Origin of the sequence: Aliivibrio salmonicida LFI1238 (genome assembly GCF_000196495.1) — a bacterium.
Taxonomy (GTDB): Bacteria; Pseudomonadota; Gammaproteobacteria; order Enterobacterales; family Vibrionaceae; genus Aliivibrio; species Aliivibrio salmonicida.
The window spans coordinates 956368-976718 of sequence record NC_011313.1 but is presented as its reverse complement, the minus strand read 5'-3'; the positions used below and the strand labels follow the sequence as shown (position 1 = coordinate 976718).

21 protein-coding genes and 1 pseudogene are annotated in these 20351 nt (G+C 37.0%); 11 read left to right on the top strand and 11 right to left on the bottom strand.

Annotated elements, in window-relative coordinates; all coding sequences use genetic code 11:
- Nucleotides 1–197: 197 nt before the first annotated feature.
- Nucleotides 198–1052, top strand: a complete 855-nt coding sequence (locus VSAL_RS20680) for a helix-turn-helix transcriptional regulator (protein ID WP_012552162.1) — start codon at nt 198–200, stop codon at nt 1050–1052.
- A 14-nt stretch (nt 1053–1066) separates the two neighbouring features.
- On the opposite strand, the gene VSAL_RS20675 is transcribed toward VSAL_RS20680, so the two are convergent.
- Genes VSAL_RS20675 through VSAL_RS20665 form a run of 3 tightly spaced genes read right to left on the bottom strand, consistent with a single transcriptional unit; the run spans nt 1067 to nt 1904 of the window.
- Nucleotides 1067–1465, bottom strand: coding sequence for a hypothetical protein (locus tag VSAL_RS20675; protein ID WP_012552161.1), 399 nt, complete (start codon nt 1463–1465; stop codon nt 1067–1069).
- Nucleotides 1465–1689: a membrane protein insertion efficiency factor YidD gene (gene yidD, locus VSAL_RS20670; protein ID WP_012552160.1), complete on the bottom strand. Its 225-nt coding sequence runs from the start codon at nt 1687–1689 to the stop codon at nt 1465–1467. The genes VSAL_RS20675 and yidD overlap by 1 nt, the downstream gene beginning before the upstream one ends.
- Nucleotides 1689–1904, bottom strand: a complete 216-nt coding sequence (locus tag VSAL_RS20665; protein ID WP_012552159.1) for a DUF4177 domain-containing protein — start codon at nt 1902–1904, stop codon at nt 1689–1691. The genes yidD and VSAL_RS20665 overlap by 1 nt, the downstream gene beginning before the upstream one ends.
- A gap of 268 nt (nt 1905–2172) precedes the next feature.
- Here VSAL_RS20665 and VSAL_RS20660 point away from each other — a divergent pair, with 268 nt between their 5' ends.
- Together VSAL_RS20660 and VSAL_RS20655 are read left to right on the top strand one after the other, a co-directional pair.
- The gene (locus VSAL_RS20660; protein WP_012552158.1) at nt 2173–2775 is read left to right on the top strand and encodes a flavin reductase family protein; all 603 of its coding nucleotides are present in this window, start codon (nt 2173–2175) and stop codon (nt 2773–2775) included.
- A gap of 53 nt (nt 2776–2828) precedes the next feature.
- On the top strand, nt 2829–3704 hold the full coding sequence (locus tag VSAL_RS20655) for a DMT family transporter (protein WP_012552157.1): 876 nt from the start codon (nt 2829–2831) through the stop codon (nt 3702–3704).
- A gap of 95 nt (nt 3705–3799) precedes the next feature.
- Here VSAL_RS20655 and VSAL_RS20650 read toward each other — a convergent pair whose 3' ends face one another.
- Entirely contained in the window at nt 3800–4543 is a 744-nt protein-coding gene (locus VSAL_RS20650) for a phosphatase (RefSeq protein WP_012552156.1), read from the bottom strand.
- Between the two features lie 142 nt (nt 4544–4685).
- Here VSAL_RS20650 and VSAL_RS20645 point away from each other — a divergent pair, with 142 nt between their 5' ends.
- Entirely contained in the window at nt 4686–4865 is a 180-nt protein-coding gene (locus tag VSAL_RS20645; RefSeq protein WP_012552155.1) for a hypothetical protein, read from the top strand.
- Between the two features lie 2 nt (nt 4866–4867).
- Here VSAL_RS20645 and VSAL_RS20640 read toward each other — a convergent pair whose 3' ends face one another.
- The 4 genes from VSAL_RS20640 to VSAL_RS20625 all read right to left on the bottom strand — a co-directional run bounded on the left by VSAL_RS20640 (nt 4868) and on the right by VSAL_RS20625 (nt 9610).
- Nucleotides 4868–6991: a transporter substrate-binding domain-containing diguanylate cyclase gene (locus VSAL_RS20640; RefSeq protein ID WP_148234227.1), complete on the bottom strand. Its 2124-nt coding sequence runs from the start codon at nt 6989–6991 to the stop codon at nt 4868–4870.
- 280 nt (nt 6992–7271) lie between these two features.
- Nucleotides 7272–7829 carry a glutaredoxin domain-containing protein gene (locus tag VSAL_RS20635; RefSeq protein ID WP_012552153.1) on the bottom strand — a complete coding sequence of 186 codons (558 nt, stop codon included), beginning with the start codon at nt 7827–7829 and terminating at the stop codon, nt 7272–7274.
- A 172-nt stretch (nt 7830–8001) separates the two neighbouring features.
- Nucleotides 8002–8622 carry a LysE family translocator gene (locus VSAL_RS20630; RefSeq protein WP_012552152.1) on the bottom strand — a complete coding sequence of 207 codons (621 nt, stop codon included), beginning with the start codon at nt 8620–8622 and terminating at the stop codon, nt 8002–8004.
- Between the two features lie 115 nt (nt 8623–8737).
- Nucleotides 8738–9610: a LysR family transcriptional regulator gene (locus VSAL_RS20625; RefSeq protein ID WP_012552151.1), complete on the bottom strand. Its 873-nt coding sequence runs from the start codon at nt 9608–9610 to the stop codon at nt 8738–8740.
- Between the two features lie 78 nt (nt 9611–9688).
- On the opposite strand from VSAL_RS20625, the gene VSAL_RS20620 reads away from it, so the two are divergent.
- From VSAL_RS20620 to VSAL_RS20610, 3 genes are all read left to right on the top strand, one after another.
- A complete protein-coding gene (locus tag VSAL_RS20620) occupies nt 9689–10873 on the top strand; it encodes a multidrug effflux MFS transporter (RefSeq protein ID WP_012552150.1) in 1185 nt (394 codons plus the stop codon).
- 238 nt (nt 10874–11111) lie between these two features.
- A complete protein-coding gene (locus VSAL_RS20615) occupies nt 11112–11768 on the top strand; it encodes a 2OG-Fe dioxygenase family protein (protein ID WP_012552149.1) in 657 nt (218 codons plus the stop codon).
- Nucleotides 11752–12984, top strand: a complete 1233-nt coding sequence (locus tag VSAL_RS20610; protein ID WP_044583602.1) for a cysteine desulfurase-like protein — start codon at nt 11752–11754, stop codon at nt 12982–12984. The genes VSAL_RS20615 and VSAL_RS20610 overlap by 17 nt, the downstream gene beginning before the upstream one ends.
- Here the strand turns inward: VSAL_RS20610 and VSAL_RS20605 are convergent.
- Complete coding sequence (locus VSAL_RS20605; RefSeq protein ID WP_012552147.1) at nt 12951–13268, bottom strand: c-type cytochrome; 318 nt, start codon at nt 13266–13268, stop codon at nt 12951–12953. The two genes, VSAL_RS20610 and VSAL_RS20605, sit on opposite strands and share 34 nt — an antisense overlap.
- A gap of 203 nt (nt 13269–13471) precedes the next feature.
- Here VSAL_RS20605 and VSAL_RS20600 point away from each other — a divergent pair, with 203 nt between their 5' ends.
- The gene (locus VSAL_RS20600; RefSeq protein WP_197535575.1) at nt 13472–14308 is read left to right on the top strand and encodes a hypothetical protein; all 837 of its coding nucleotides are present in this window, start codon (nt 13472–13474) and stop codon (nt 14306–14308) included.
- Nucleotides 14309–14320: 12 nt separating this feature from the next.
- Here VSAL_RS20600 and VSAL_RS20595 read toward each other — a convergent pair whose 3' ends face one another.
- On the bottom strand, nt 14321–15808 hold the full coding sequence (locus VSAL_RS20595) for an IS66-like element ISVsa2 family transposase (RefSeq protein WP_012549008.1): 1488 nt from the start codon (nt 15806–15808) through the stop codon (nt 14321–14323).
- 291 nt (nt 15809–16099) lie between these two features.
- On the bottom strand, nt 16100–17293 hold the full coding sequence (locus tag VSAL_RS20590) for an IS91-like element ISVsa9 family transposase (RefSeq protein WP_012548955.1): 1194 nt from the start codon (nt 17291–17293) through the stop codon (nt 16100–16102).
- 73 nt (nt 17294–17366) lie between these two features.
- Between VSAL_RS20590 and VSAL_RS20585 the strand changes: the two genes are divergently transcribed.
- The 3 genes and pseudogenes from VSAL_RS20585 (at nt 17367) to VSAL_RS24200 (ending at nt 20320) form a co-directional block, all read left to right on the top strand.
- Entirely contained in the window at nt 17367–18314 is a 948-nt protein-coding gene (locus VSAL_RS20585) for an NAD(P)/FAD-dependent oxidoreductase (RefSeq protein WP_231850942.1), read from the top strand.
- Entirely contained in the window at nt 18311–19042 is a 732-nt protein-coding gene (locus VSAL_RS20580) for a DUF1365 domain-containing protein (protein ID WP_012552146.1), read from the top strand. The genes VSAL_RS20585 and VSAL_RS20580 overlap by 4 nt, the downstream gene beginning before the upstream one ends.
- Before the next feature lie 76 nt (nt 19043–19118).
- Nucleotides 19119–20320 (top strand): annotated as a pseudogene (locus tag VSAL_RS24200) (class I SAM-dependent methyltransferase).
- The last annotated feature ends 31 nt before the right edge of the window (nt 20321–20351 follow it).

Here is a 20351-nt window from a genome sequence, read left to right as displayed (position 1 = left end):
CCTCACTCTTCAAGTGTGATTAAACTCTGATTTTTATAAATCGAAAACTCTATAATGCACTAGTCAGAAAAGTATTTATTTAATAGGTAGTTAGTGGCATTTATTGCTTGTTTCTTGCGGGCGTTTTCATCTGGGAAATTGTATTTTTAGGTCGTTTTAGTGGACTAACGTGACCTTAGTTCAAGTAAGAAGAAACTATGACTTTAGTGTTTAGTACGGTATTAGAAGCGCTTTTATCAGAAAGAGAAAGTTTCAATCAAATTTGGTTTGCAGGAGATAAGATCACGCCTCCACAATGCAGTTACCAAGTGAATTTTCCTCGTTTAGAGTTAGTAATTAATGGCGAGTATTTGAATCAAATAGAAGATTCAGAGGTTGGGATACGTGAAGTTAAAGTCATGGCGGGTGATGCGTTATATATTCCTCCAAACTGTTGGAATAAACCGAATTGGGATGAAGACTGTTCAGTATTAAGTTTGTTATTTGGACGCCGACAAGTTGGGTTTAGCCTAGTGAGTAAACGCAAAGGGGAAAGTGGTTTTTATGACGTGCAAAAATACAGTATTCCGACGCGAACAGGTCATGCTATTGATAACATTTTAGAAGCACTGAATGCGTTAGCTCGTGAACCGAATAAAAAACTAATAGACGAACATTTATTATTGGCATTACTTAGTTATAGCATGACAATGCTTGGTGAACCTTCAGAGACAAAGTCACCGAAAAACCGCAGTGAAGATCTATACCAAGGAATATGTATTTACATTCAAGAGAATTTCCATAAAAGCATAGATAGAAGCAGTATTGCGAATCGCTTTAATATTTCTCCAAACCACTTATCTCGTATGTTTAGACAGCAGGGGCACATGACGTTAGCTGATTATATTACGTGGGTAAGGATAGAACGTGCCAAATTTATGCTAAAGAAATACACTTTTCGTTTAACTGAGGTGGCGACACGCTGTGGTTTTCAGGACGTGAATTATTTTTATCGCGTGTTTAAAAACAAAACAACGTATACGCCATCTGATTATAGAGCAATGATAAAGTAGGGCATGAAAATACCCTAGATAAATAGTTTGTTCTTGATTTTTTCTACAATGAGACAAGAAAGTTGGTAGTTATGTTCTCTCGCAATTTTTTGTGAAAAGAAAAGCTGTGGAAGTTCAATAATGGCAATGGCAATCAATATACAGAACCCGAAATCTTCACCTGAAAAAATCAAAAATAGGCTTAAAATTAACGCTAATAATTCACCAAAGAACCATAAATACTTCTCTAAATATAGATGATGAAAACCACCTAAAAATAAATAATTAAGAGTGGCATAAGTGTCAGGATCTTTTAGTTTTTCACTTTGTTCTTTATAAAATGCTTTTCGTTCATCAGTCGGGAGAGCCGCTACTTGTTTTCTAAGTAGCTCTTCCTTTTCTTCTAAGTCATTTAAATTACCAAGAAAACCCATTATGGAACCTCATCATAAATAATTTCAACCAAATCAGGTTGATTACAACGTTTTATTCTTTGTAATCCTAGTTTCCAGCCCTTAAAGGCCCCGTATTTTTGAATGCATTGCTTTGTGTATTCAGAGCAAGTTGGTTTAAAATTACATTCCAGACTTAATAGTTTTTTTGAACCACCTTTATGTTGATAAGAGCGGATCAATAGGATTGATAATTGTGCGAACATTAACGACCTAATGTAATAATAACGGCTTCACGTTTCCAAAATAGAAGAAATCGCTTTTGTTCTACTATTTGAAATGCCAGTTGCCAACCATCTTGTGCCTGTTTATTTAATTCGGCTTCCATTTTCTGAATTGGAACCCCACTAGCACCAAGAAATACAGTGCCACAACCGCCTTCTGTTAAATGAATTACTTTGTATTCTTTAAAGCCTGTCATCGCATTTTACTCTGTTGTTTTTTAAAGAAAATAATGTATTTTATAATCTGTATATTTACAATGTAAAAGAATGAAATAGTGAGTATTTGTGGTGTATATCTCAATTAATTATTAGCCACTTGGTGGCTTAATTTATAAGTAGACTATTTATACGACAGAATCGATTTTAGTTGTGCATCTCTATTGTATTTATCGCCATGTATTTTTTCTCAAATGAGGTGATTTAGGTTAGAGTAATGTTAATAATTAATGATGATAAGGATATCTGATGCGCTTTGAAACGGCTAGGTTAACACCACAAGAAAATTATAAGTTGTTAATCGGAGGGATCTTACCTCGGCCAATTGCTTGGGTTTCAAGCATTTCATCGTCAGGAGAGGTGAATTTAGCGCCGTTCTCATTCTTTACTGTGGCGAGTGCCAACCCCCCAATTCTTTGTTTCAATCCTATGTATAACCAAGATGCGGAAGCTAAAGATACGTTGAGAAATATTCGAGAACAGGGTGAGTTTGTCATTAATACGGTCAGTGCTACACATTTAGAGGTGATGAATAAAACCTGTCATGGTTTAGCCCATGATATTGATGAATTTGAGTACGCAGGGATTAAAAAGGCACAATCAGATTTTGTTACTCCTCCACGGGTTGCTAATGCGATTGTGAGTTTTGAATGCCGATTAAACCAAATTGTTGATCTTGGTGATGATGTTTTATCAGGGCATTTAATTTTAGGTGATGTTATTGCAGTGCATGTTGCGGATGAAGCGGTTTATGATGGCAAGATTGACAGTGATAAATTAGATGCGATAGCACGAATGTCTGGAGCCGATTACAGCTTAACAAGAGAACGGGTTCAATTATCTCGTTCATGAGTTATGACGCTTGTATTATTGAAACTAAGACGATGTAGGCCAGAAGGATTATTGTGAACTGGATATTTTTTACGTTATTGGCTGCGTTCAGTCAATCATGGCGAAATGCGTTTCAAAGTCGTTTAAGCAAAGAGCTAAATGTGACCGGAGTTACATTGTCACGTTTTTTATGGGCAAGTCCATTGGCTTTTATTTATTTGGCTTTACTTTATTGGGTCGATCCTGTGCCATGGCCGACTTTTACTGAATATTCTTATTTGTTTATTGTTGGTGCCTCTTTTATGCAGATCATCGCGACGGCTTTGATGGTTGTTTTATTTAAACAAAAGAATTTTGCTATTGGTGCTGGGCTTGCTAAAAGTGAAGCTCCTGTAGCGGCTTTTCTTGGGGTTTTATTTTTTGGAACGTCATTATCACTGCTCGGTTGGGCAGGGGTTGCTATTGGTGCGGTTGCCGTTTTTATATTGAGTTGTCCTGATGGTATTAAAAGTATCTCACTGAAAACTGTAATGATTGGCCTAGGGTGCAGTACGTCTTTCGCGTTAACCTCATTATGGATTAGAGAAGCAAGCCTAACGCTTAACTTACCATTTCCTCACCGAGCCGCTTGGATTTTACTGTTAGTCATTTTATTGCAAACCATCTTCCTTGTAGGCTATATGCTTTTTAATGATCGCCAAACGCTAAAGGCCATGTTTGTTAAACCTAGATTGGTTGTGATGACCAGTATCGCAAGTTTTATCGGTTCTTTAGGGTGGTTTAGTGCGATGTCACTTCAAACCGTCCCATTAGTGAAAACCCTCGGACAAGTTGAGGTGTTTTTTACTATGCTAATTTCATTGTTTTGGTTAAAAGAAAAAATCAAACGTAAAGATATTATCGCGTTATTATTAATTGCAATGGCGGCAGTATTGGTGATGTGGCACTAGCGGTATATCGTAAGATAAGAGATAAGAGATAAGAGATAAGAGATAAGAGATGGAAGATTAACTCAATCTTCCATGTTCATTTCTAAAAGAAAGCATTATTTTGATAGTGCTTCGAATTCAGCAATTGGAGCATGTCCACGTAATGCTAGAAAAGCTAAAAACTGTTTCGGGGAATGAGTAATAATTTTATCGAAGGGAAAATCTAAGGCATCAATTAATTGTTCTACTTTTTCAAATTTTCCTATGTCTTGACAAAAATGCGCATCACTTCCTGTCGTTATATACGCGCCTAATTCTTTCGCTATCTTAGCGATTTCATAGCAACGGTCAACACTACCTACTCGGCTGGTTCCTTTCAGTGATGTATTGTTTATTTCAATGGCAACGTTATGTTTAACCGCCTCTTGAATTACTTCTTTAAAATCAAAATCAAAATTTGGATTGCCTAAATGGCCTAATGCATCCACACGACCTGATGAGATAATCTTGATTAATGCTTGGGTGTGTACTAACTTATTTTTAGGGGGAAAAACTGGCTCGTGGAAACTTGCAATGATCCAGTCTAGGTTTTGGTCAACCGAAAGGGGAATATCTATATCTCCTTCTAGATTACAAATGTTGACTTCGCAGCCCCTAAGAATAGCGACACCATGAAGAAAACGAGGTAATACGCGCTGATTACTGAAAAACCAATAATGTGGCGCGCCAGGCATTGAAGAGGCGTGATCTGTAGTACAAAACATAGGTAAACCAAGTGTGGATGCTGAAAAAGCATTCTCACTGATTGTACTGTAAGCATGGCCACTAGCATAAGTGTGAGTATCTACCTGAATGCGCATTTGTTTTCTCCAATCAACAGCGATACGAACAGTATAACTGATTTTTGAAACTTTTAGCTTTACATTTGTCTGACAAAGTGCAAGAAAAAGAGAACTATTATTGGTTTAATCAATATGAAAATGGATATGATCGGAGCTTGTTATGATTACTGCAGATACTCTTAAAATTGAATTGAATGAACTGACCGTATATCAGTTACGCAATCTTCAACATGCGATCAGTAAAAAATTGAAAGAAAAGTCGGCTCAAAGTTACACAAAAAGAGCCGAGCTTTTGACTCAAGAAGAACTGGATATGTTAGCGGAAGTGATGAAGAACTAACGCTACCCAATGACCACTTTATTTCTACCTTGCTCTTTCGCTGCGTATAAAGCCGCATCAGCTTTAATTAATAGTTCTTCATAACTCAGATTTTCATTAAATTGAGCTATCCCAAAGCTCATTGTGATTGTTTGCTCATTGGTTGCAGGCATCTTCTCTATTTTCTTCCGTAGACATTCCGCTAATACCTTTGCTCCTGATGAGTGAGTATTAGGGCAAATGATAATGAATTCTTCTCCCCCCCATCGACCTACAATGTCAGAGGTTCTTATGTTATTTAGTAAGAGTGCTGACATATTAACGATCACTTCATCACCTGCAATATGTCCAAAAGTATCATTAATCTTTTTAAAATAATCGATGTCACACATGATAACGCTGAGTGGCATATCGGTGCGAAGTGATAATTTTTGCTGCTTAACTAAATGAGTATCTATTACTCGTCGGTTATAGAGAGAGGTTAAGCTGTCGTAAGTGGACAGTTGAATTAACTTAGTGTTGTATTTTTTTAGTAGTTTTTGTCTATACAGTAATGCACCAATGATCGCGACGATAACACCAAGTAAAACTTTAAATAATTTTACATCAAATGGACTTGTGTATTTTACTGACAGCCAATTATTAATGAGTGTGTTGGTTTCTTCAGGAGGAATAGAATGTATTGTTTTTTCAATGATGCTTTTTAATAAAGGTTCATCATTACGAGTTCCTATCCTAAGATCCCAAGTGTTTTCTACTTTGCCACTGATCATTAAAGAGGGGTAATGACGTTGTATTGCGTAACTTAATATTTCAACAGAATCAATGAAACCAAATAATTCACCACTGTTGACTTTCGTTAAGCCTTCTTCTAAATCATCTACAAACTCAACTTTTACAGAAGGGTGAAATAGAGGCGTCATATTTGATTGAGAGTAACCCCTAATAATACCAATGCTTACATCTCTTAAGTGGTTGAAGTTGGTAATGAAGCGGGCGTCGGTTTTCGTCGCGATAACAATGTCACTTTTATAGACTGTTTTTGTATAATCTAATGTACTCAATGTCGCGATGGTCATATCTATAGGAAGGATTAAATCACACTCTCTATTGTTAATTTTTTGTAGACTCTCGTTCCAATCTTTTGTTGGAATAAATTGAAATGGAATACTTAATTTCTCTTGAATTAATGAGATTAAAGACGTTGACATTCCTATGGGGTTGCCATTGTTAACGCCACTAAACGGCATGAGATCATTAGGAAGGCAATAGTTGAATTGTGATTTTGTGTTTAAGTACTCCAACTCTGCATCAGATAAGGGCAGTAAACCATCTTTAAATGCAATGGGTTTTTTTATTAGCCATTTATTATTCAAATTATGTATATCATCCAAAGAAATACTCTCGATTGCTTTATCAAGTATGTTTTTTAGGAGAATATTATTCTTATTTGTTGCAAGGTAATTATAAGTATCAGTAAAGTGCGCTTGATGATTAACATCTTTAGTATTCAATGACGTGAAATAATATTTTGAAAGGTAGTAATTAAAAACAGCAAGTGGTCCTATCGCGGCATCTGCATTGCCATTTAAGACTTGTTCGATAGATTCAAGGGTATTGGAAGCGAGTAATACATCAGAGTCTGGATAATGATGAGATAAAATATCTTGGTAGGCGTATTGTTCTACGACAGAAACGACTTTATCGGCAAGATAATCATCAAACGTGCCTAGATCCATATTATTAAAATATAAAGGTGAATTTGTTTTTTTTGATAATAAGGCATTTGTCATCGTGAAAAGTGGATTATGACTGAAATTTAAATATTTCTTTCTACTTTCTGTTTTTCGAATGTTCGTGATGATATCAATCTCATTATTTTTAAGTAACGTTAATGATTGCGCCCATGATGTGTGCTTCACATAGGTAATTTCAATATTGAGTTGTGCGGCTATTAATTGCATATAATCAGGGCTATAGCCCTTTAAAACCGCGTCTTCAATGAAACTATAAGGAGGAAAGTGTTCGTCACTATAGACCGTCAGTGTGGGATGGGAATTTAGATATTCTTGTTCTTCTTTAGTAAGTGATACGGTATGTGCTGCTAAAGTTGACCAACTAACTATCAGTAATAGAAAAGTTAGCATTTGTAGAAATATCATAAATAATAAATGCCCTGTAATTTGAGTCGCTATTATAATTTATTGAAGCATCAAATGTACACCATTGATATTGTAAATGATGCTGGATATTTTTAATGCATACCTAGAATCTATCTCTCCTTATTATAGCATTAACTTTGGTAATGAATTATTTTGATATGATTTATTTCATTTATAGTCGATATTATTCATAAAGCTAATGTGTTCTGGATTTGGCTATTAATATAAAACTCATATTTAATTATGAGTTTTATATTTGAGACAATTACTTATTTAAATGCAAAGTTAAGTTATCAAAGCCACCAATATACTTACCATCAAGCCATATTTGAGGAACGGTGACTGGCGTTTTTTCCCCTATAATTGCTTTCACTTCAGGGATCATTCTATAAAGTGCTGCGCTGTTTTTAACGACATCATGATAAATATAGTCGATTCCTTTTTCATCTAATGCGGCTTTTGCTTTTATACAAAAAGGGCAGGTTGCTTTTCCATAAACTACATTACCTTTTATTTCATCTCGTTGTACTACTTGAGCGATTACTGCTTGTATTAGCACTCCACGATTCAAGGCTTCACCTTCACTTATCACTGTGTTTTCAACAATAATAATGGGAGTATGCCATGCCTTGAGTTTTAAAGGCTCCCACCAATAAGTCAACCAATCTTTAACTTCTAATTCTATTGGAATACCGGAAAGCTCTGAATCAAAGGTATCTTGAAGAATGTCTTTGGTGAGAGTGCATTCTCCACAGGGGATATTCACTTTAAAGGGTCCCCAGCTACCACCCCAACGGTATAAGGTTATTTTAATTGGTTTCATTGTGACCCTCTATAATTAATAAAAGCGATAATTCATCATAGAACGTTTGTTTTAAAAATGAAACTCAATTGCTAATTAAATGTATAGAATTGAATTGCTTAGAAATAGAGTTGAGGGTATAAAAAAGCGACTATATAAGTCGCTTTTTTATACTGTTTATAGGCTGTCGGGATTAGCCCATGAATAACCAAATAGCGACACCTATCATTAATGTGCCTGAAATGCGGTTCATGATTTTTACGTTATTTGAATGACCTAAAACACGTTTAAGGCCTTTGCCTCCTACCGCATACAAAGTCATGCATAAAAATTCACAAATTAAGATGATAGAGACTAACGCAATTAACTGAGGGGCAATAGCATTGCTTCCATCAATAAAAGGAGGCAGTAATGACACCATAAAAGCCCAACCTTTAGGGTTTGCAATGGCAGTAACAAAACCTTGTACGACTAAATCCCAATCTTTTCCTTTTGGTGCTTCAGCTTGTTTGCCTGTCATGGCTAACTTGCCTCTAGAACGCCACATTTGAATGCCAATATAAGCAAGATAGGTGGCTCCAATGGCTTTAAAAATAGTAAATAACCAAGGGTAGTTGAGCATAATTGCAGCAACACCTAAAACAGCAGCGACAGCAACAACGGCTACGCCTACTAGTTCTCCCATCATCATCCATAATGTGCGTTTATAGCCGATACTCATGCCTAAGCTAAGTGCTAATGTCATGCACATTCCTGGGGTAACAGAAACAAAAAAGAAGGTTGGGATAAAAGCCCATAAAATAGCGGTATTCATTCTATTTACAACTCAATAAACTAATCGATAAGCGACATAGAGTACGGAAATCTAATGTGAATGCAATGAAAATAATATCATTATAATGTTAATTTTATTATTACTGTTATAACGATCAACTTAGTTTGTTTTTTAAATATTTTATGAATAACTGAGTTCGCGTATGTTCATACGTGAGCGCAGGGTAATAGGCATTAACTGAGATGTGATCGGCGGTATAGCCAGGAAGGATAGGGATAAGTTCACCTAGGTTTATATCTTCAATAAGCATTTGTCTACTCGCAAATAAAATACCCATACCACGTTTAGCTGCATGAAACAAAGCGTCTGGATTGGTTGTCGCAAAGTTGCCTCTTAATCGAATTCGCTTACCGTCTGACAGTTTGATTTCTCTAACGGGTCTTTCCCCCCAAATAAGTATGTTGTGATTGTTAAGATCATCTAGGTTCTCTGGGGTACCATTTTTTTCAATATAGGCTTTAGAAGCAAAGAATTCAGAATGATGCTGAAAAAGTGGGGTATGTTTATAGCTAAAGGTATTTAGTTGTTCTAATTCTCGACTAATAAAGACATCAACATTAGTATCAGGGATCTGGCCTGGTAGTGTGGTAATCAGTTGGACTTTTATTTTTGGATAAGTCGTTAAAAAATCATCTAAGTATTTAATAATGAATTTAGAGCCAACAGTTAACGTGGCGCCGATTCTTAATAAGCCCGTTGGCGTTTGATTAATGGCTTTTGTTTCATCAACTAAGTGTTGCCACTGATCTAACTGCAATCGAGCTCGTTGATAAAATAAGATCCCCGCTTCGGTCTGATGAACAGAACGGGTAGTACGAGTAAGTAACTGAACACCAACACGATCTTCTAACCAGTTGATACGTTTACTAATAGCGGATCCTGAGGTGTTCAATTGAAAAGCCGCGGCATTGAAGCTGCCTTCTTCAACCACTTTTATATAGCTTCTAACACTTTCTATCCAATCCATGATTACTTCCTAGTAAGACGTAATGTGATTCCTATCTACTGTATTATCATTTATACAGAGTGAATGTAAACTTACGTGATGACGCTATTTAATACAACCGATTTTAAGAAAACCCCTTTATTTCTCGCAATGATGATCATTGCAACAGGTCAAGTAGGGGTGAGTATTTATTTGCCATCATTGCCCTTAATCAGCCACGATTTAGGTGTTTCTTCCGCTGATGTGCAATTACTTGTTACGCTATTTTTAGTGGGCTTTGGCGTGTCCCAATTATTCTATGGACCCGTGTCTGATGCGATTGGACGTCGGCCTATCTTTATTTTAGGTCAAGGGATTTATTTATTAGGCACTCTTTTGTGTGTATCTATGACGGATAATTTTACTGCATTAGTGTTAGGGCGTTTACTGCAAGGTTTAGGCGCGGGGAGTGCCTCAGTATTAGGACGAAGTGTACTGCGAGACAGCTACAGCGGCTATCATTTGACTAAAGCCATGTCGTATATTTCGATCACGGCATCTATCTTACCAATATTAGCGCCGGTTATTGGAGGTTGGATAGCATGGCATTTTAGTTGGGAATGGGTCTTTGGTTTTGTTTTATTGTATCTCATTGGCATTTTAACATTAGGGTATTTTATTCTTCCTGAAACTCTGCCTTATAAACCAAAAAAATTCAGCTTAGCTCAAACATTACGGGATTACGGTGCTTTATTTCGTAATGCTCAGGTGATCTCTAGTGCCAGTTTTAATTGGATCAGTTATTTAGCTAGCTTAGTCTCTGTATCATTATTGCCTTTTTTATTACAGGGTGATTTAGGGTTAACGACGGCTGAGTATGGCGAGATAATGATCATCCCTTCGGCTGGGTTAATGATGGGCAGTTTTATTCTGAACAGTCTAAATAAAAAGTGGTCAATTAATCAGCTAATATGTCTTGCTCTCGTCATCATGTCAATTTCTGGTATATGGTTGGTTGTTTTTACTACGTCTCTATTTTCGTTAATATTTGGGTTTACATTATTAGCGGTTTCACAAGGGATCATCTTTCCATTGTCGATTACTTTACTATTGTCACCACACACTAAAAACGTAGGCACTATTTCTGCGTTATCTGGTTCTATCCAAATGTGTTTATCAGGTATTCTTGGTGGCTATTTAGTTAAGCATTGGGTTGTAGATCAAAACAGTTTAGGTGTCTTTTATTTATTGATTGCCTCTATGATGTTGTGTGTATTGTTTTGGAATAGGAAAGTTAGGCTATAAATAATATTAAAAATCAATAAATTAAATTTATTACAGCCGAGAGTTCTGGTTTTAAGCATACGGTCAGTTGTTCAGTGAATGATACAACTGCTATTTTGTTATTCTGCAGCGTTATCTTTTTAATCTTTCTATTAATGTAAATTAATGAACTAAAAAGTTTGATTTATTAGCATTTATGCGTAAATAATAAAGAATGTAAACTAATTGTTAATTTCGATTGCACTACGCAGGAGGTGCTATGTTACATTCTCACGATACGTCCTTACAGTTGACTCAATTGAGTTATGACGCAGTTCATCAACTCGCCCCCTCCTTCTCTGGGTTGCCTAAAACCATGCACGCGGATGGTAACTATCGATTAAGACGTTACTCCGTGATCTGTGTTGTTAATAACGATGTAGTGGAAACAAATAAGCATAACTTTGTACAAAGTGAAGACATCAATCACTTTCAAGGTGATGTTGTTCGTGAATTTGAAGGCATTGAAAAGGCGATTCTTCACAGTGAAGGTATGGCTGAAATGTGTCAAGTATTCATGGAGCTAAACCATTTACCCAATGGGCAAGAAATAGAAATCCATCAAATGCGTATTGCCGCTATTTACAAAGAAACCCAAATCGCACCAGAAGGTATTCATCAAGATGGGTTCGATCACATTGCCCTTATTGGTATTGATCGTTCGAATATTGAAGGCGGTGAATTACTGATTTATAAAGATTCAGAAGAAGCCCCATTTTTTAGAAAGATCTTAGAAGACGGTGAAGTGGCAATGGTTGACGATAGAAAGTTGTGGCACAACGGTCAGCCGATCCGCTTAATCGATCAAAACCATGAAGGACATATGGATGTTTTTGTACTAACGGCTAAGGATAAGAACGATGAACTTCACTCCTAATCACGTTCGATCCCAATTTGCCGCGTTATCACAGAAAGTTAATGATCAATCAGTGGTTTTTCTGGATGGTCCTGGGGGCTCTCAAGTTCCTAGTTCTGTGTTGTCTGCAATGACTGGTTATCTAGGGTATGCAAATTCAAACTTAGGAGGTCACTTTTTTTCAAGCCATGTCACAGATGCTGTGCTTAAACAGGCTCGTCAATCGTGTGCTGTATTTTTAAATGCTCCGACTGAAGATAATATTGTGTTTGGTGCCAATATGACGTCATTAACGTTTCAATTGAGCCGTACGATCAGCCGAGCTTGGAAAGCTGGAGATGAAATTATTGTGACGGCATTAGATCATTATTCTAATGTATCAAGTTGGCAGCAAGCAGCAGAAGATAAGGGCGTTATCGTTCACCAAGTGAGAGTGAATCTCGATGATTGCACATTGGATATGGATCATTTTTACTCATTACTTTCACCAAAAACTCGCCTTGTTGCAACCACCTATGCTTCAAATACCACGGGATCATTAGTGGATGTAAAATCAATGATTTTGGCAGCACATAACGTGAATGCAATGGTTTATGTAGACGCAGTACATTATGCACCTCACCATTTGATCGATGTTCAAGAACTCGATTGTGATTTTCTTGCATGTTCTGCCTATAAGTTTTTTGGACCACACGTTGGGATCGCCTATGTGTCAACAAGATGGTTAAGGGAATTAACCCCTTATAAAGTTGAACCTGCAACAAACATAGGCCCAGAGCGATTTGAAACAGGAACTCAGAGCTTTGAAGGTCTAGCTGGGATTGTCGCCGCTATTGAGTATTTAGCGCAGTGGGGAAGTGAAGGAAGCAGCTTAAGAGATAGGTTAATCGACAGTTTTGAGCAATTTAATAAGCATGAACTGCAATTGACTCACTATTTTTTAAGTAAGTTAACTTCGCGCAGTTATATTCAATTATATGGAATTAAAAACAGTGAAAACCTGTGCTCTCGTACGCCTACATTTGCGCTTAGGTTTAGTGGTTATACGCCCGAATACGTAGCGACAGTACTAGGAAAAGAAAATGTTTGCGTATGGAGTGGGCATTTTTATGCGCTAGGTTTAATTCGTCAATTAGTGTTGGAGGAAAGCGGTGGTGTTGTTCGTATTGGATTAATGCATTACAACACAACGGAAGAGATAGATTATTTATTCTCGTTATTAGATTCACTCGCATAAAATGCCGCGATATCACGTAAGTCAGCATCATTTAAACGTTGCAGTTGAGCTTTCATCATTGCAGCAAGAGGTCCAGTACGCTCCCCATTTTTATACGCTTTCATTGATGAATATAAATAGAGTTCATTTTGCTTATGCAGATTGGGGTAGCTGCTATTTGTCGTCTCGCCAGTACTACCATGACAATATACACAACTTGGCGATTTTATTTTACCTAGTTTTGCATCACCAGACAGTACGTTAAAAGAACAAAATAAAAATAGAAGAGGGAGATACTTAAACATTTTCAATACCTTACTGTATGAATTGTGATTAAGCCTTTATATTTTGATGGAGTCAATCACCGAAGTAAGGATTTGAGATATAGTTACTATTTTTATCATTAACTTGATGATAGACTTAATTTTAATTGAAAACAAAGTGCTAAAAGCTATTTTATAGTATATCATTCGCAAATTTATGAATGGTTAACTGTAAAGGAGTCGCAGTGTTTACCTATCTAATGAAGCATTTACCTGCGAACAAGTACCTTGCTGGAATTAGCAACGTCTTTATTATGCTATTACCCGTCTCTTTAATTTCGTCTTTTTGTTTATTAGCCTCTAATGGCGCAAGTCTATTTGAGTGGCGTGAAGTCAGTAGCGAGTTGAAGATTATTAGTTCACTCATTGCACAATTATTCCCTGTTTTACTTGTTGTTTTCTTTTCTCAATATCTGGCTTCTCTTCATAAACAACCCGTTGTTGCCGTCATTACTTCATCTGTTTTATTGTATTTTATTCTCTGTTTTCAATGGGAGTTATTTCATGATGGCAGTGTAATTCCTATCAATTTCCCTTTTGCTATTCTTATTCCTATTATCGTTAGCTTTTTTTATCAATACCTCCAATTGTGGTCAGTGTTTAAAGACACGAATTTGCCTAATGTTGTCGAACGTTCAATCAATCTTGTTATTTCAGTATGCTTAGTCAGTAGTCTTATTGTTTGTTTGAGTTATGCGATTAGATATGTGGTATTTGATGGTTTAGATCTTAGGTTAGGAATGCCAGATTTAGATCCCATGTCATTATTTGATGGGATTATTTATGAACTGATAAGAGGCGTTTTTTTGTCTATTGGGATCAATGGGCACGTGATTTTAGCACCTTATAAAATAGAACTTTTTAGGGTTACATCAGAGAGTCTTGTTCTGATTGAAGCGGGCATAGGAACCATGCCGATCTTAACCAGTAATTTTTATGATTTTTATACCGGAATGGGGGGATCGGGCAACACGCTTAGCTTGGTGTTATGTGTTTTATTATTTGCGAAAAATAAAGGGTAAGCGTGCGGGGAACTACACCTTGTCTTTTACATTCCAAGGTAAAAGTGAATCGATATCTGGCGATCCAACACATAAACGATCTAGACAATACCTAATATAATCGTAAGGGATTAATCCGTTTGCCTTTGCTGTTTCTACAATGCTGTAAAGCATTGCACTTGAATCTGCACCAGCCGTTGAACCCGAAAATAACCAGTTTTTCCGGCCGATAACAAACGGTTTAACCGCTCGCTCTGCTCGATTGTTATCAATAGATAACAATCCATCATCAATATAACGAACTAATTTATCCCATTGATTTAATGTATAGCTAATCGCCTCACCTAATTTTGTTTTAGGTGATACTCGACTAACTGCGCTATCAAGCCAATCACGGAGCTCTTTAAGTAAATCGCGGGCTTCTGTCTGCCTAGCAACATACTTGGCTTCAGGGGAAGCCTCTTTTAATAACGATTCGATCCGGTATAGCTTTTGGATTTTACTCAATACCCAATCTGCACTCCCTGTTTTCCCTTTTACTTGAACACGTTGAGCCTCAATAAATCGTCGACGTGCGTGTGCCCAACAGCCAACTAAAATCGCTTCAGTTTGTTCATAACCTTGGTAACCATCGGTATGTAAATACCCGTTATAACCTTTTAAAAAGTTAACTGGATGGTAGCCATGCCTGCTAGATTGATAATCATAAAGTACAATTCCAGGCAAAACACCAGAGCCTGGAGAATCATAGCCAGAGCAGTAGACCCACATATAACATTTTGCTTTTTCAACATCCAACACATTTACCGTTGTTTCATCACAATGCAGAGTGGGTTGTTCAAGCAAAATACGATGTAACTCGTTATTAAGAGGGGTAAATAGTACCGAGCATTTTATTAACCAATCCGCCATCGTTCGCCGTCCAATAATGATACCCCATTGCTGAAATAACGTTTCTTGACGATAAAGTGGAAGACTGTATTGAAATTTAGCCGTAATAATTTGAGCAAGTAAACTTGCGGTCGCAATCCCTTTAGGGATTGGTGACGCTGGCATTGGGGCTTGTTTAATGTCTACTGAAGTATTGTTTTTTTCACAATTTCGGCAAGCATATTTAGGACGAACATGTTGAATAACTTCCACTTTAGCTGGTACAAATTCCAACTTTTCACTGATGTCTTTACCCATCGCATGCATCTCTAGACCGCAACACTTACAAGTTTTATCTTTTATGTCGTGGATAATAACAGTACGCGGTAAGTCTTCAGGTAAGCGTTGGCGTTTTGGCTTTTGACGAGTGTAGGTAATCGTTTGTGTGTCATCATTTTCAATGATGATTTCTTCTTCTGTTTCATTGAATAAATCAAATTGAGTCGAGTCAGATTCACTGCTTTTACCAAAGCGCTGATGTTGAGCCAGTCGAAATTGCTCTAGAAGACGGTTATATTTATTTTCAAGCTGAAGCACAAGTGCTTTCAGCTCGTCAATGGTATCAGGAAGTGGTTTTATTTTATCAGTCATGTAGATGACTATATAACGATAATACAGGTAATCAATCGGTTGCCTCCTATTCTTGACTGAGAATCAACTATTTAAAGGGTTGTTTGATAATGTACCGGTTGATGTCCTAAGATATCAAAACCTTGAAGGTAAGGAATTTGAATGTTGCTGAGTTAGCATTGGCCCGTCTAAAAAAGCCAATTTCACCATCGCTGTTTTTTTAAAAGGTATCGAAAATATAATTATCGGGGATTTTATAACTGTTTTAGCCCTATTTCATGAGTTTTAGATACACTTATCCTACAAACCTTATTATGCTGCCCTCAATTCTGACTGAACTATCGCATGGGTGACTAAATCATTGACCGAATTTCCGACTCGGAAATTCGTAAACACCAGACGACTTTCACATAAAATACATTCGTACGGATCTACTTTTACATATCCTTTTAACATTGCGGCATACCCTGGCATTTTCGGCTCAGCTTCTATTGTCATACCTAAAGCTGCATAAACTCTAGGCAGAGCTTCTCCACGACGACGCATTGATAAAAAACCGTAGTATCGGATCATCTTGAAATGTTTATCAGGATAGTGCTCTACTATCCGTCTTATCATCTCTTCTGGTGATAATGTTAGGCTGTCTGTTGTTCCTGTTCGATGGTCTAAATAATTAAACGTTATCATTCCGCCTTTGGCGTAATGACTTAAACGTGACGCTGAAATTGGGGGCCGTTTTAAATACCGACCAAGATAGTTCATCGTCGGTTTTACATTATTTGTCTTTTTAGCAAAATGAAGCTTCCAACGACGATTATATTGACTGCTTAAAAAGCGTGACCAATCCGTTTTATTACGGATATAGGGGCATTCTTCGCTTGATAAATCAAGCTCATAATAAGCCTTACCCAATAAACTGACGATAGCCGCTCTCCAACAAGGCTCTGTCGTTTTCATTTGGAAGTAAATGGGTTTCCATAAACCGGTACGTTCACAAATTCCCCCACGAGTGACCGATAAATGTAAGTGCGTATTCCAATTCAGTTTTCGACCGTAAGTATGAAGAGCACAAAAGATACCGACATCTATTCCTTTATCTTTTGCCCATCCCAGCAGAATGTTTGCAGCACATTTGAATAATTTATTTAACAGCCAACGGTTATGACGAAAGATAGGCCATAGCGTGTTTGGAAGGGTAAAGGTGATGTGTTGATATTCGCATTCAGGGAAGACATGTTGTTGCTTTTGTATCCATCGCTCTGTGGCTTTCATGCCACAGCTACTGCACGCTCGAGATTTACAGGTTTGGTGAATATATTTGATATGGGTACAGTCAGGGTTGCAACAATGATATTCGCGAGAGCCAAAAGCCGCTGTCCCACAGGACAGCATCTTTGTGACATTTTCAATCACGACCGCTCTTAGGTTAGCTTTGTTATTATGAAGAAATTTAAGCCAGTTATTTTGACTATTAAATAATTGTTTCAGGGGTTTATATGCGTGCATGGCGATAGGATAAACGATTTATTGGCAACAATGGAAGAGGTTGAGTCCTTTTGATTTGCGCCGTAGGCGCCTATTGTTCTTTAATACTAAATTTCTGTCATTGATCAGTGAGATTTTACGTTTTAATAAACAATGCAAAGAGTTATGGAATGAAGACCAAGGTGAGAATCATATTGAGCTTGATATTGATGGTTCGCTAGGGGATTTCCTATACAACAATGATTACAGTAGTTACTTCGCCGATCATTACATATTACCGATGGGGGCTGCTATTTGGTCTTCAAGCTTGCAAGACATGAAAGCGTTTCCGTTGCACTTCTTTATTCGATTCTTCCATAATCATGGCTTATTAGACATCGCAAACAGACCACAATGGTATGTCATCCCTAATGGATCTTACTCCTATATTGCGCCTTTAATTGCGTCGTTTAAAAATAACATTCATTTAAACAGTCCAGTGACCAGTGTTACTCGCCATATTAATGGCGTGATTCTTGAGATTAATCATCAAGATAAGTATGAATTTGATGATGTAGTACTGGCTTGTCATAGTGACCAATCTCAAGCGATGTTGAGTGATATTACCACCACAGAAAAAATGATATTAAGTAAATTAACGTATCAAGAAAATGAAGTGGTATTACATACTGATGAGAGTTTATTACCAATACAAAGACGTGCTTGGGCGGCGTGGAATTATCATCTAGATACTGCGAGCAAACATAACCCCTCAAGTGTTACTTATAACATGAATATGTTGCAAGGGTTGGAAACACAAGAAACGACGTTTTGTGTGACGTTAAATAATTCTCCTTTGATCCATAAAGATAAAATATTAGGGGCATATAAATACGATCATCCTGTATTTAATGCAGACACAATAGAAGCTCAAGCTCGTCGTAGAGAAATATGCGGCCATAATCATACGCATTTTGCAGGAGCATATTGGTATAACGGGTTCCACGAAGATGGCGTAAAAAGTGCGTTAGATGTTTGTCAGCGTTTTGGGATTAGCCTATGACCCATTCATGCCTCTATCAAGGTGATGTTAGACACAGACGGTTTCAAACTAAATTACACGACTTTAGTTACCGTATGTTTTTTGTCGCGTTAGATCTTGATGAGCTAGAAGAAACGCAACAAGTCGGGTGGTTTAAAAAAGGCGGTTTTGCGCCGCTTGCTTTTAATCGTTCCGATTATATAGGTTCAACTGACGAGCCATTAAAAAAATCAGTGAGAGATAAAGTGGTGGAGCTTGGTGGAGAGCTTAATGAAGGGCGAGTTTTATTCGTTGGTCAAGTTCGATGCTTTGGTTTTTATTTTAGTCCAATCAATCTTTATTATTGTTATAACGAATCAGAAGAGTTGACTGATTTATTAGCGGAAGTGAGTAATACCCCTTGGAATCAAACGCATTATTATTTAATTAAAATGGATTCAGATAAAGTTATAGATAAAACGTTTCATGTATCTCCTTTTCTTAATTTAGACATGAAATATCATTGGTTTGTAAAGGCACCGAATAAGCATTTATCTTTGCATTTAGAGAACAGAGGCTTAGGTATAGAGCAAGAAAAAGTCTTCGATGCGACGATTGCAATGACACGTACCGAATTTAATTCAAAAAATATACGTCAACAAGTGATCTCTATTCCTCTGATGACCGTAAAAATAGTATGGGGCATTTATTGGCAAGCATTGAAATTACTAATAAAGCGAATTCCGTTTGTGCCGTACCCAAAGTTATAAGGAAAGAACAATGGATAGTAACCAAATAGATACATCAACATTGAAAAACTCAACGGCCATTGATAATTACCCATCAATGCATTGGATTGATGGAATGGCACGTAAAATTCTTCTCGACTATTTAGGGAGAATGACTCAAGCGTCATTGACAATTAATGATAAAAAAGGACAAGTGGTATTAGGTAATCCTTTGGCAACGCTACAAGCCGTTGTTGAAATTAATAATACAGAAGCGTATAGAAAAATTTTATTTGGGGGGGGGATTGGTGCAAGTGAAGCGTATGTTTCAGGTTGGTGGACAAGCCCAAACTTAACGAAAGTAATTCAAGTACTAGGGCGAGAGCAAGGTGTACTGGATAGAGTAGAAAGCAGCTTCAGTAAAGTGATTCAATTATTTGATTTAATGAACCATAAACGCAATAGGAACACCGAGGAAGGTTCAAAAAAGAACATCTTAGCGCATTATGATTTAGGCAATGAGATGTATAAAACCTTTCTTGATAAGGAGATGCTGTATTCAAGTGCGATTTACCCACACGCTGATGCCAATTTAGAAGAAGCTCAACTGTTTAAGTTACAGACTATTTGTGAACGATTGGAATTAAAAGAAGGTGAAACGTTACTTGAGATAGGCACAGGATGGGGCGCATTAGCTATTTACGCCGCTCAACACTACGGAGTAAAAGTAACCACAACAACGATATCAGATGCTCAATTTGAATTTGCACAGCAGCGTGTAAAGCGTTGGGATTAGAAGATAAAATCACTTTGTTAAAGCAAGACTACAGAACACTTGAAGGGCAATATGATAAATTAGTCTCGATTGAAATGATAGAAGCGGTAGGGCACGAGTATTTAAGTACATTCTTTGATGTATGCAGTCGACATTTAAAACCTGAAGGTAAAATGTTAATACAAGCGATTACGATTTCAGACCAACGTTATGATCAATACAGAAAAAGTGTCGATTTTATTCAACGCTATATTTTTCCTGGTGGTTGTTTGCCTTCGGTTAGTGTAATGGCGAATAAAGTCGCTCAAAATACAGATATGGTGATCACCTCTCTGCACGATATTGGGCTTGATTATGCTAAAACCTTGCGTCATTGGTATGAGCGTTTTGATGATGCAAACGCTGAATTAAAACAAATGGGTTATGGCGACGATTTTATTCGCCTGTGGCAATTTTACCTTTGTTATTGTGAAGGTGGCTTTCTAGAACGTAAAATCAGTACGGTTCATTTAGTTGCCGCTAAACCTCAAAATGGTGTGGTTTAAGTGTTGATTTAAAATTCATTTATTATTGATT

What these genes read in the sequence shown, in the direction of transcription:
- VSAL_RS20680 (WP_012552162.1), top strand. Translation starts at nt 198, where the DNA reads ATGACTTTAGTGTTTAGTACGGTATTAGAAGCGCTTTTATCAGAAAGA.
- VSAL_RS20675 (WP_012552161.1), bottom strand. Translation starts at nt 1,465, where the DNA reads ATGGGTTTTCTTGGTAATTTAAATGACTTAGAAGAAAAGGAAGAGCTA.
- yidD (WP_012552160.1), bottom strand. Translation starts at nt 1,689, where the DNA reads ATGTTCGCACAATTATCAATCCTATTGATCCGCTCTTATCAACATAAA.
- VSAL_RS20665 (WP_012552159.1), bottom strand. Translation starts at nt 1,904, where the DNA reads ATGACAGGCTTTAAAGAATACAAAGTAATTCATTTAACAGAAGGCGGT.
- VSAL_RS20660 (WP_012552158.1), top strand. Translation starts at nt 2,173, where the DNA reads ATGCGCTTTGAAACGGCTAGGTTAACACCACAAGAAAATTATAAGTTG.
- VSAL_RS20650 (WP_012552156.1), bottom strand. Translation starts at nt 4,543, where the DNA reads ATGCGCATTCAGGTAGATACTCACACTTATGCTAGTGGCCATGCTTAC.
- VSAL_RS20645 (WP_012552155.1), top strand. Translation starts at nt 4,686, where the DNA reads ATGATTACTGCAGATACTCTTAAAATTGAATTGAATGAACTGACCGTA.
- VSAL_RS20640 (WP_148234227.1), bottom strand. Translation starts at nt 6,991, where the DNA reads ATGCTAACTTTTCTATTACTGATAGTTAGTTGGTCAACTTTAGCAGCA.
- VSAL_RS20635 (WP_012552153.1), bottom strand. Translation starts at nt 7,829, where the DNA reads ATGAAACCAATTAAAATAACCTTATACCGTTGGGGTGGTAGCTGGGGA.
- VSAL_RS20630 (WP_012552152.1), bottom strand. Translation starts at nt 8,622, where the DNA reads ATGAATACCGCTATTTTATGGGCTTTTATCCCAACCTTCTTTTTTGTT.
- VSAL_RS20625 (WP_012552151.1), bottom strand. Translation starts at nt 9,610, where the DNA reads ATGGATTGGATAGAAAGTGTTAGAAGCTATATAAAAGTGGTTGAAGAA.
- VSAL_RS20620 (WP_012552150.1), top strand. Translation starts at nt 9,689, where the DNA reads ATGACGCTATTTAATACAACCGATTTTAAGAAAACCCCTTTATTTCTC.
- VSAL_RS20615 (WP_012552149.1), top strand. Translation starts at nt 11,112, where the DNA reads ATGTTACATTCTCACGATACGTCCTTACAGTTGACTCAATTGAGTTAT.
- VSAL_RS20610 (WP_044583602.1), top strand. Translation starts at nt 11,752, where the DNA reads ATGAACTTCACTCCTAATCACGTTCGATCCCAATTTGCCGCGTTATCA.
- VSAL_RS20605 (WP_012552147.1), bottom strand. Translation starts at nt 13,268, where the DNA reads ATGTTTAAGTATCTCCCTCTTCTATTTTTATTTTGTTCTTTTAACGTA.
- VSAL_RS20595 (WP_012549008.1), bottom strand. Translation starts at nt 15,808, where the DNA reads ATGACTGATAAAATAAAACCACTTCCTGATACCATTGACGAGCTGAAA.
- VSAL_RS20590 (WP_012548955.1), bottom strand. Translation starts at nt 17,293, where the DNA reads ATGCACGCATATAAACCCCTGAAACAATTATTTAATAGTCAAAATAAC.
- VSAL_RS20580 (WP_012552146.1), top strand. Translation starts at nt 18,311, where the DNA reads ATGACCCATTCATGCCTCTATCAAGGTGATGTTAGACACAGACGGTTT.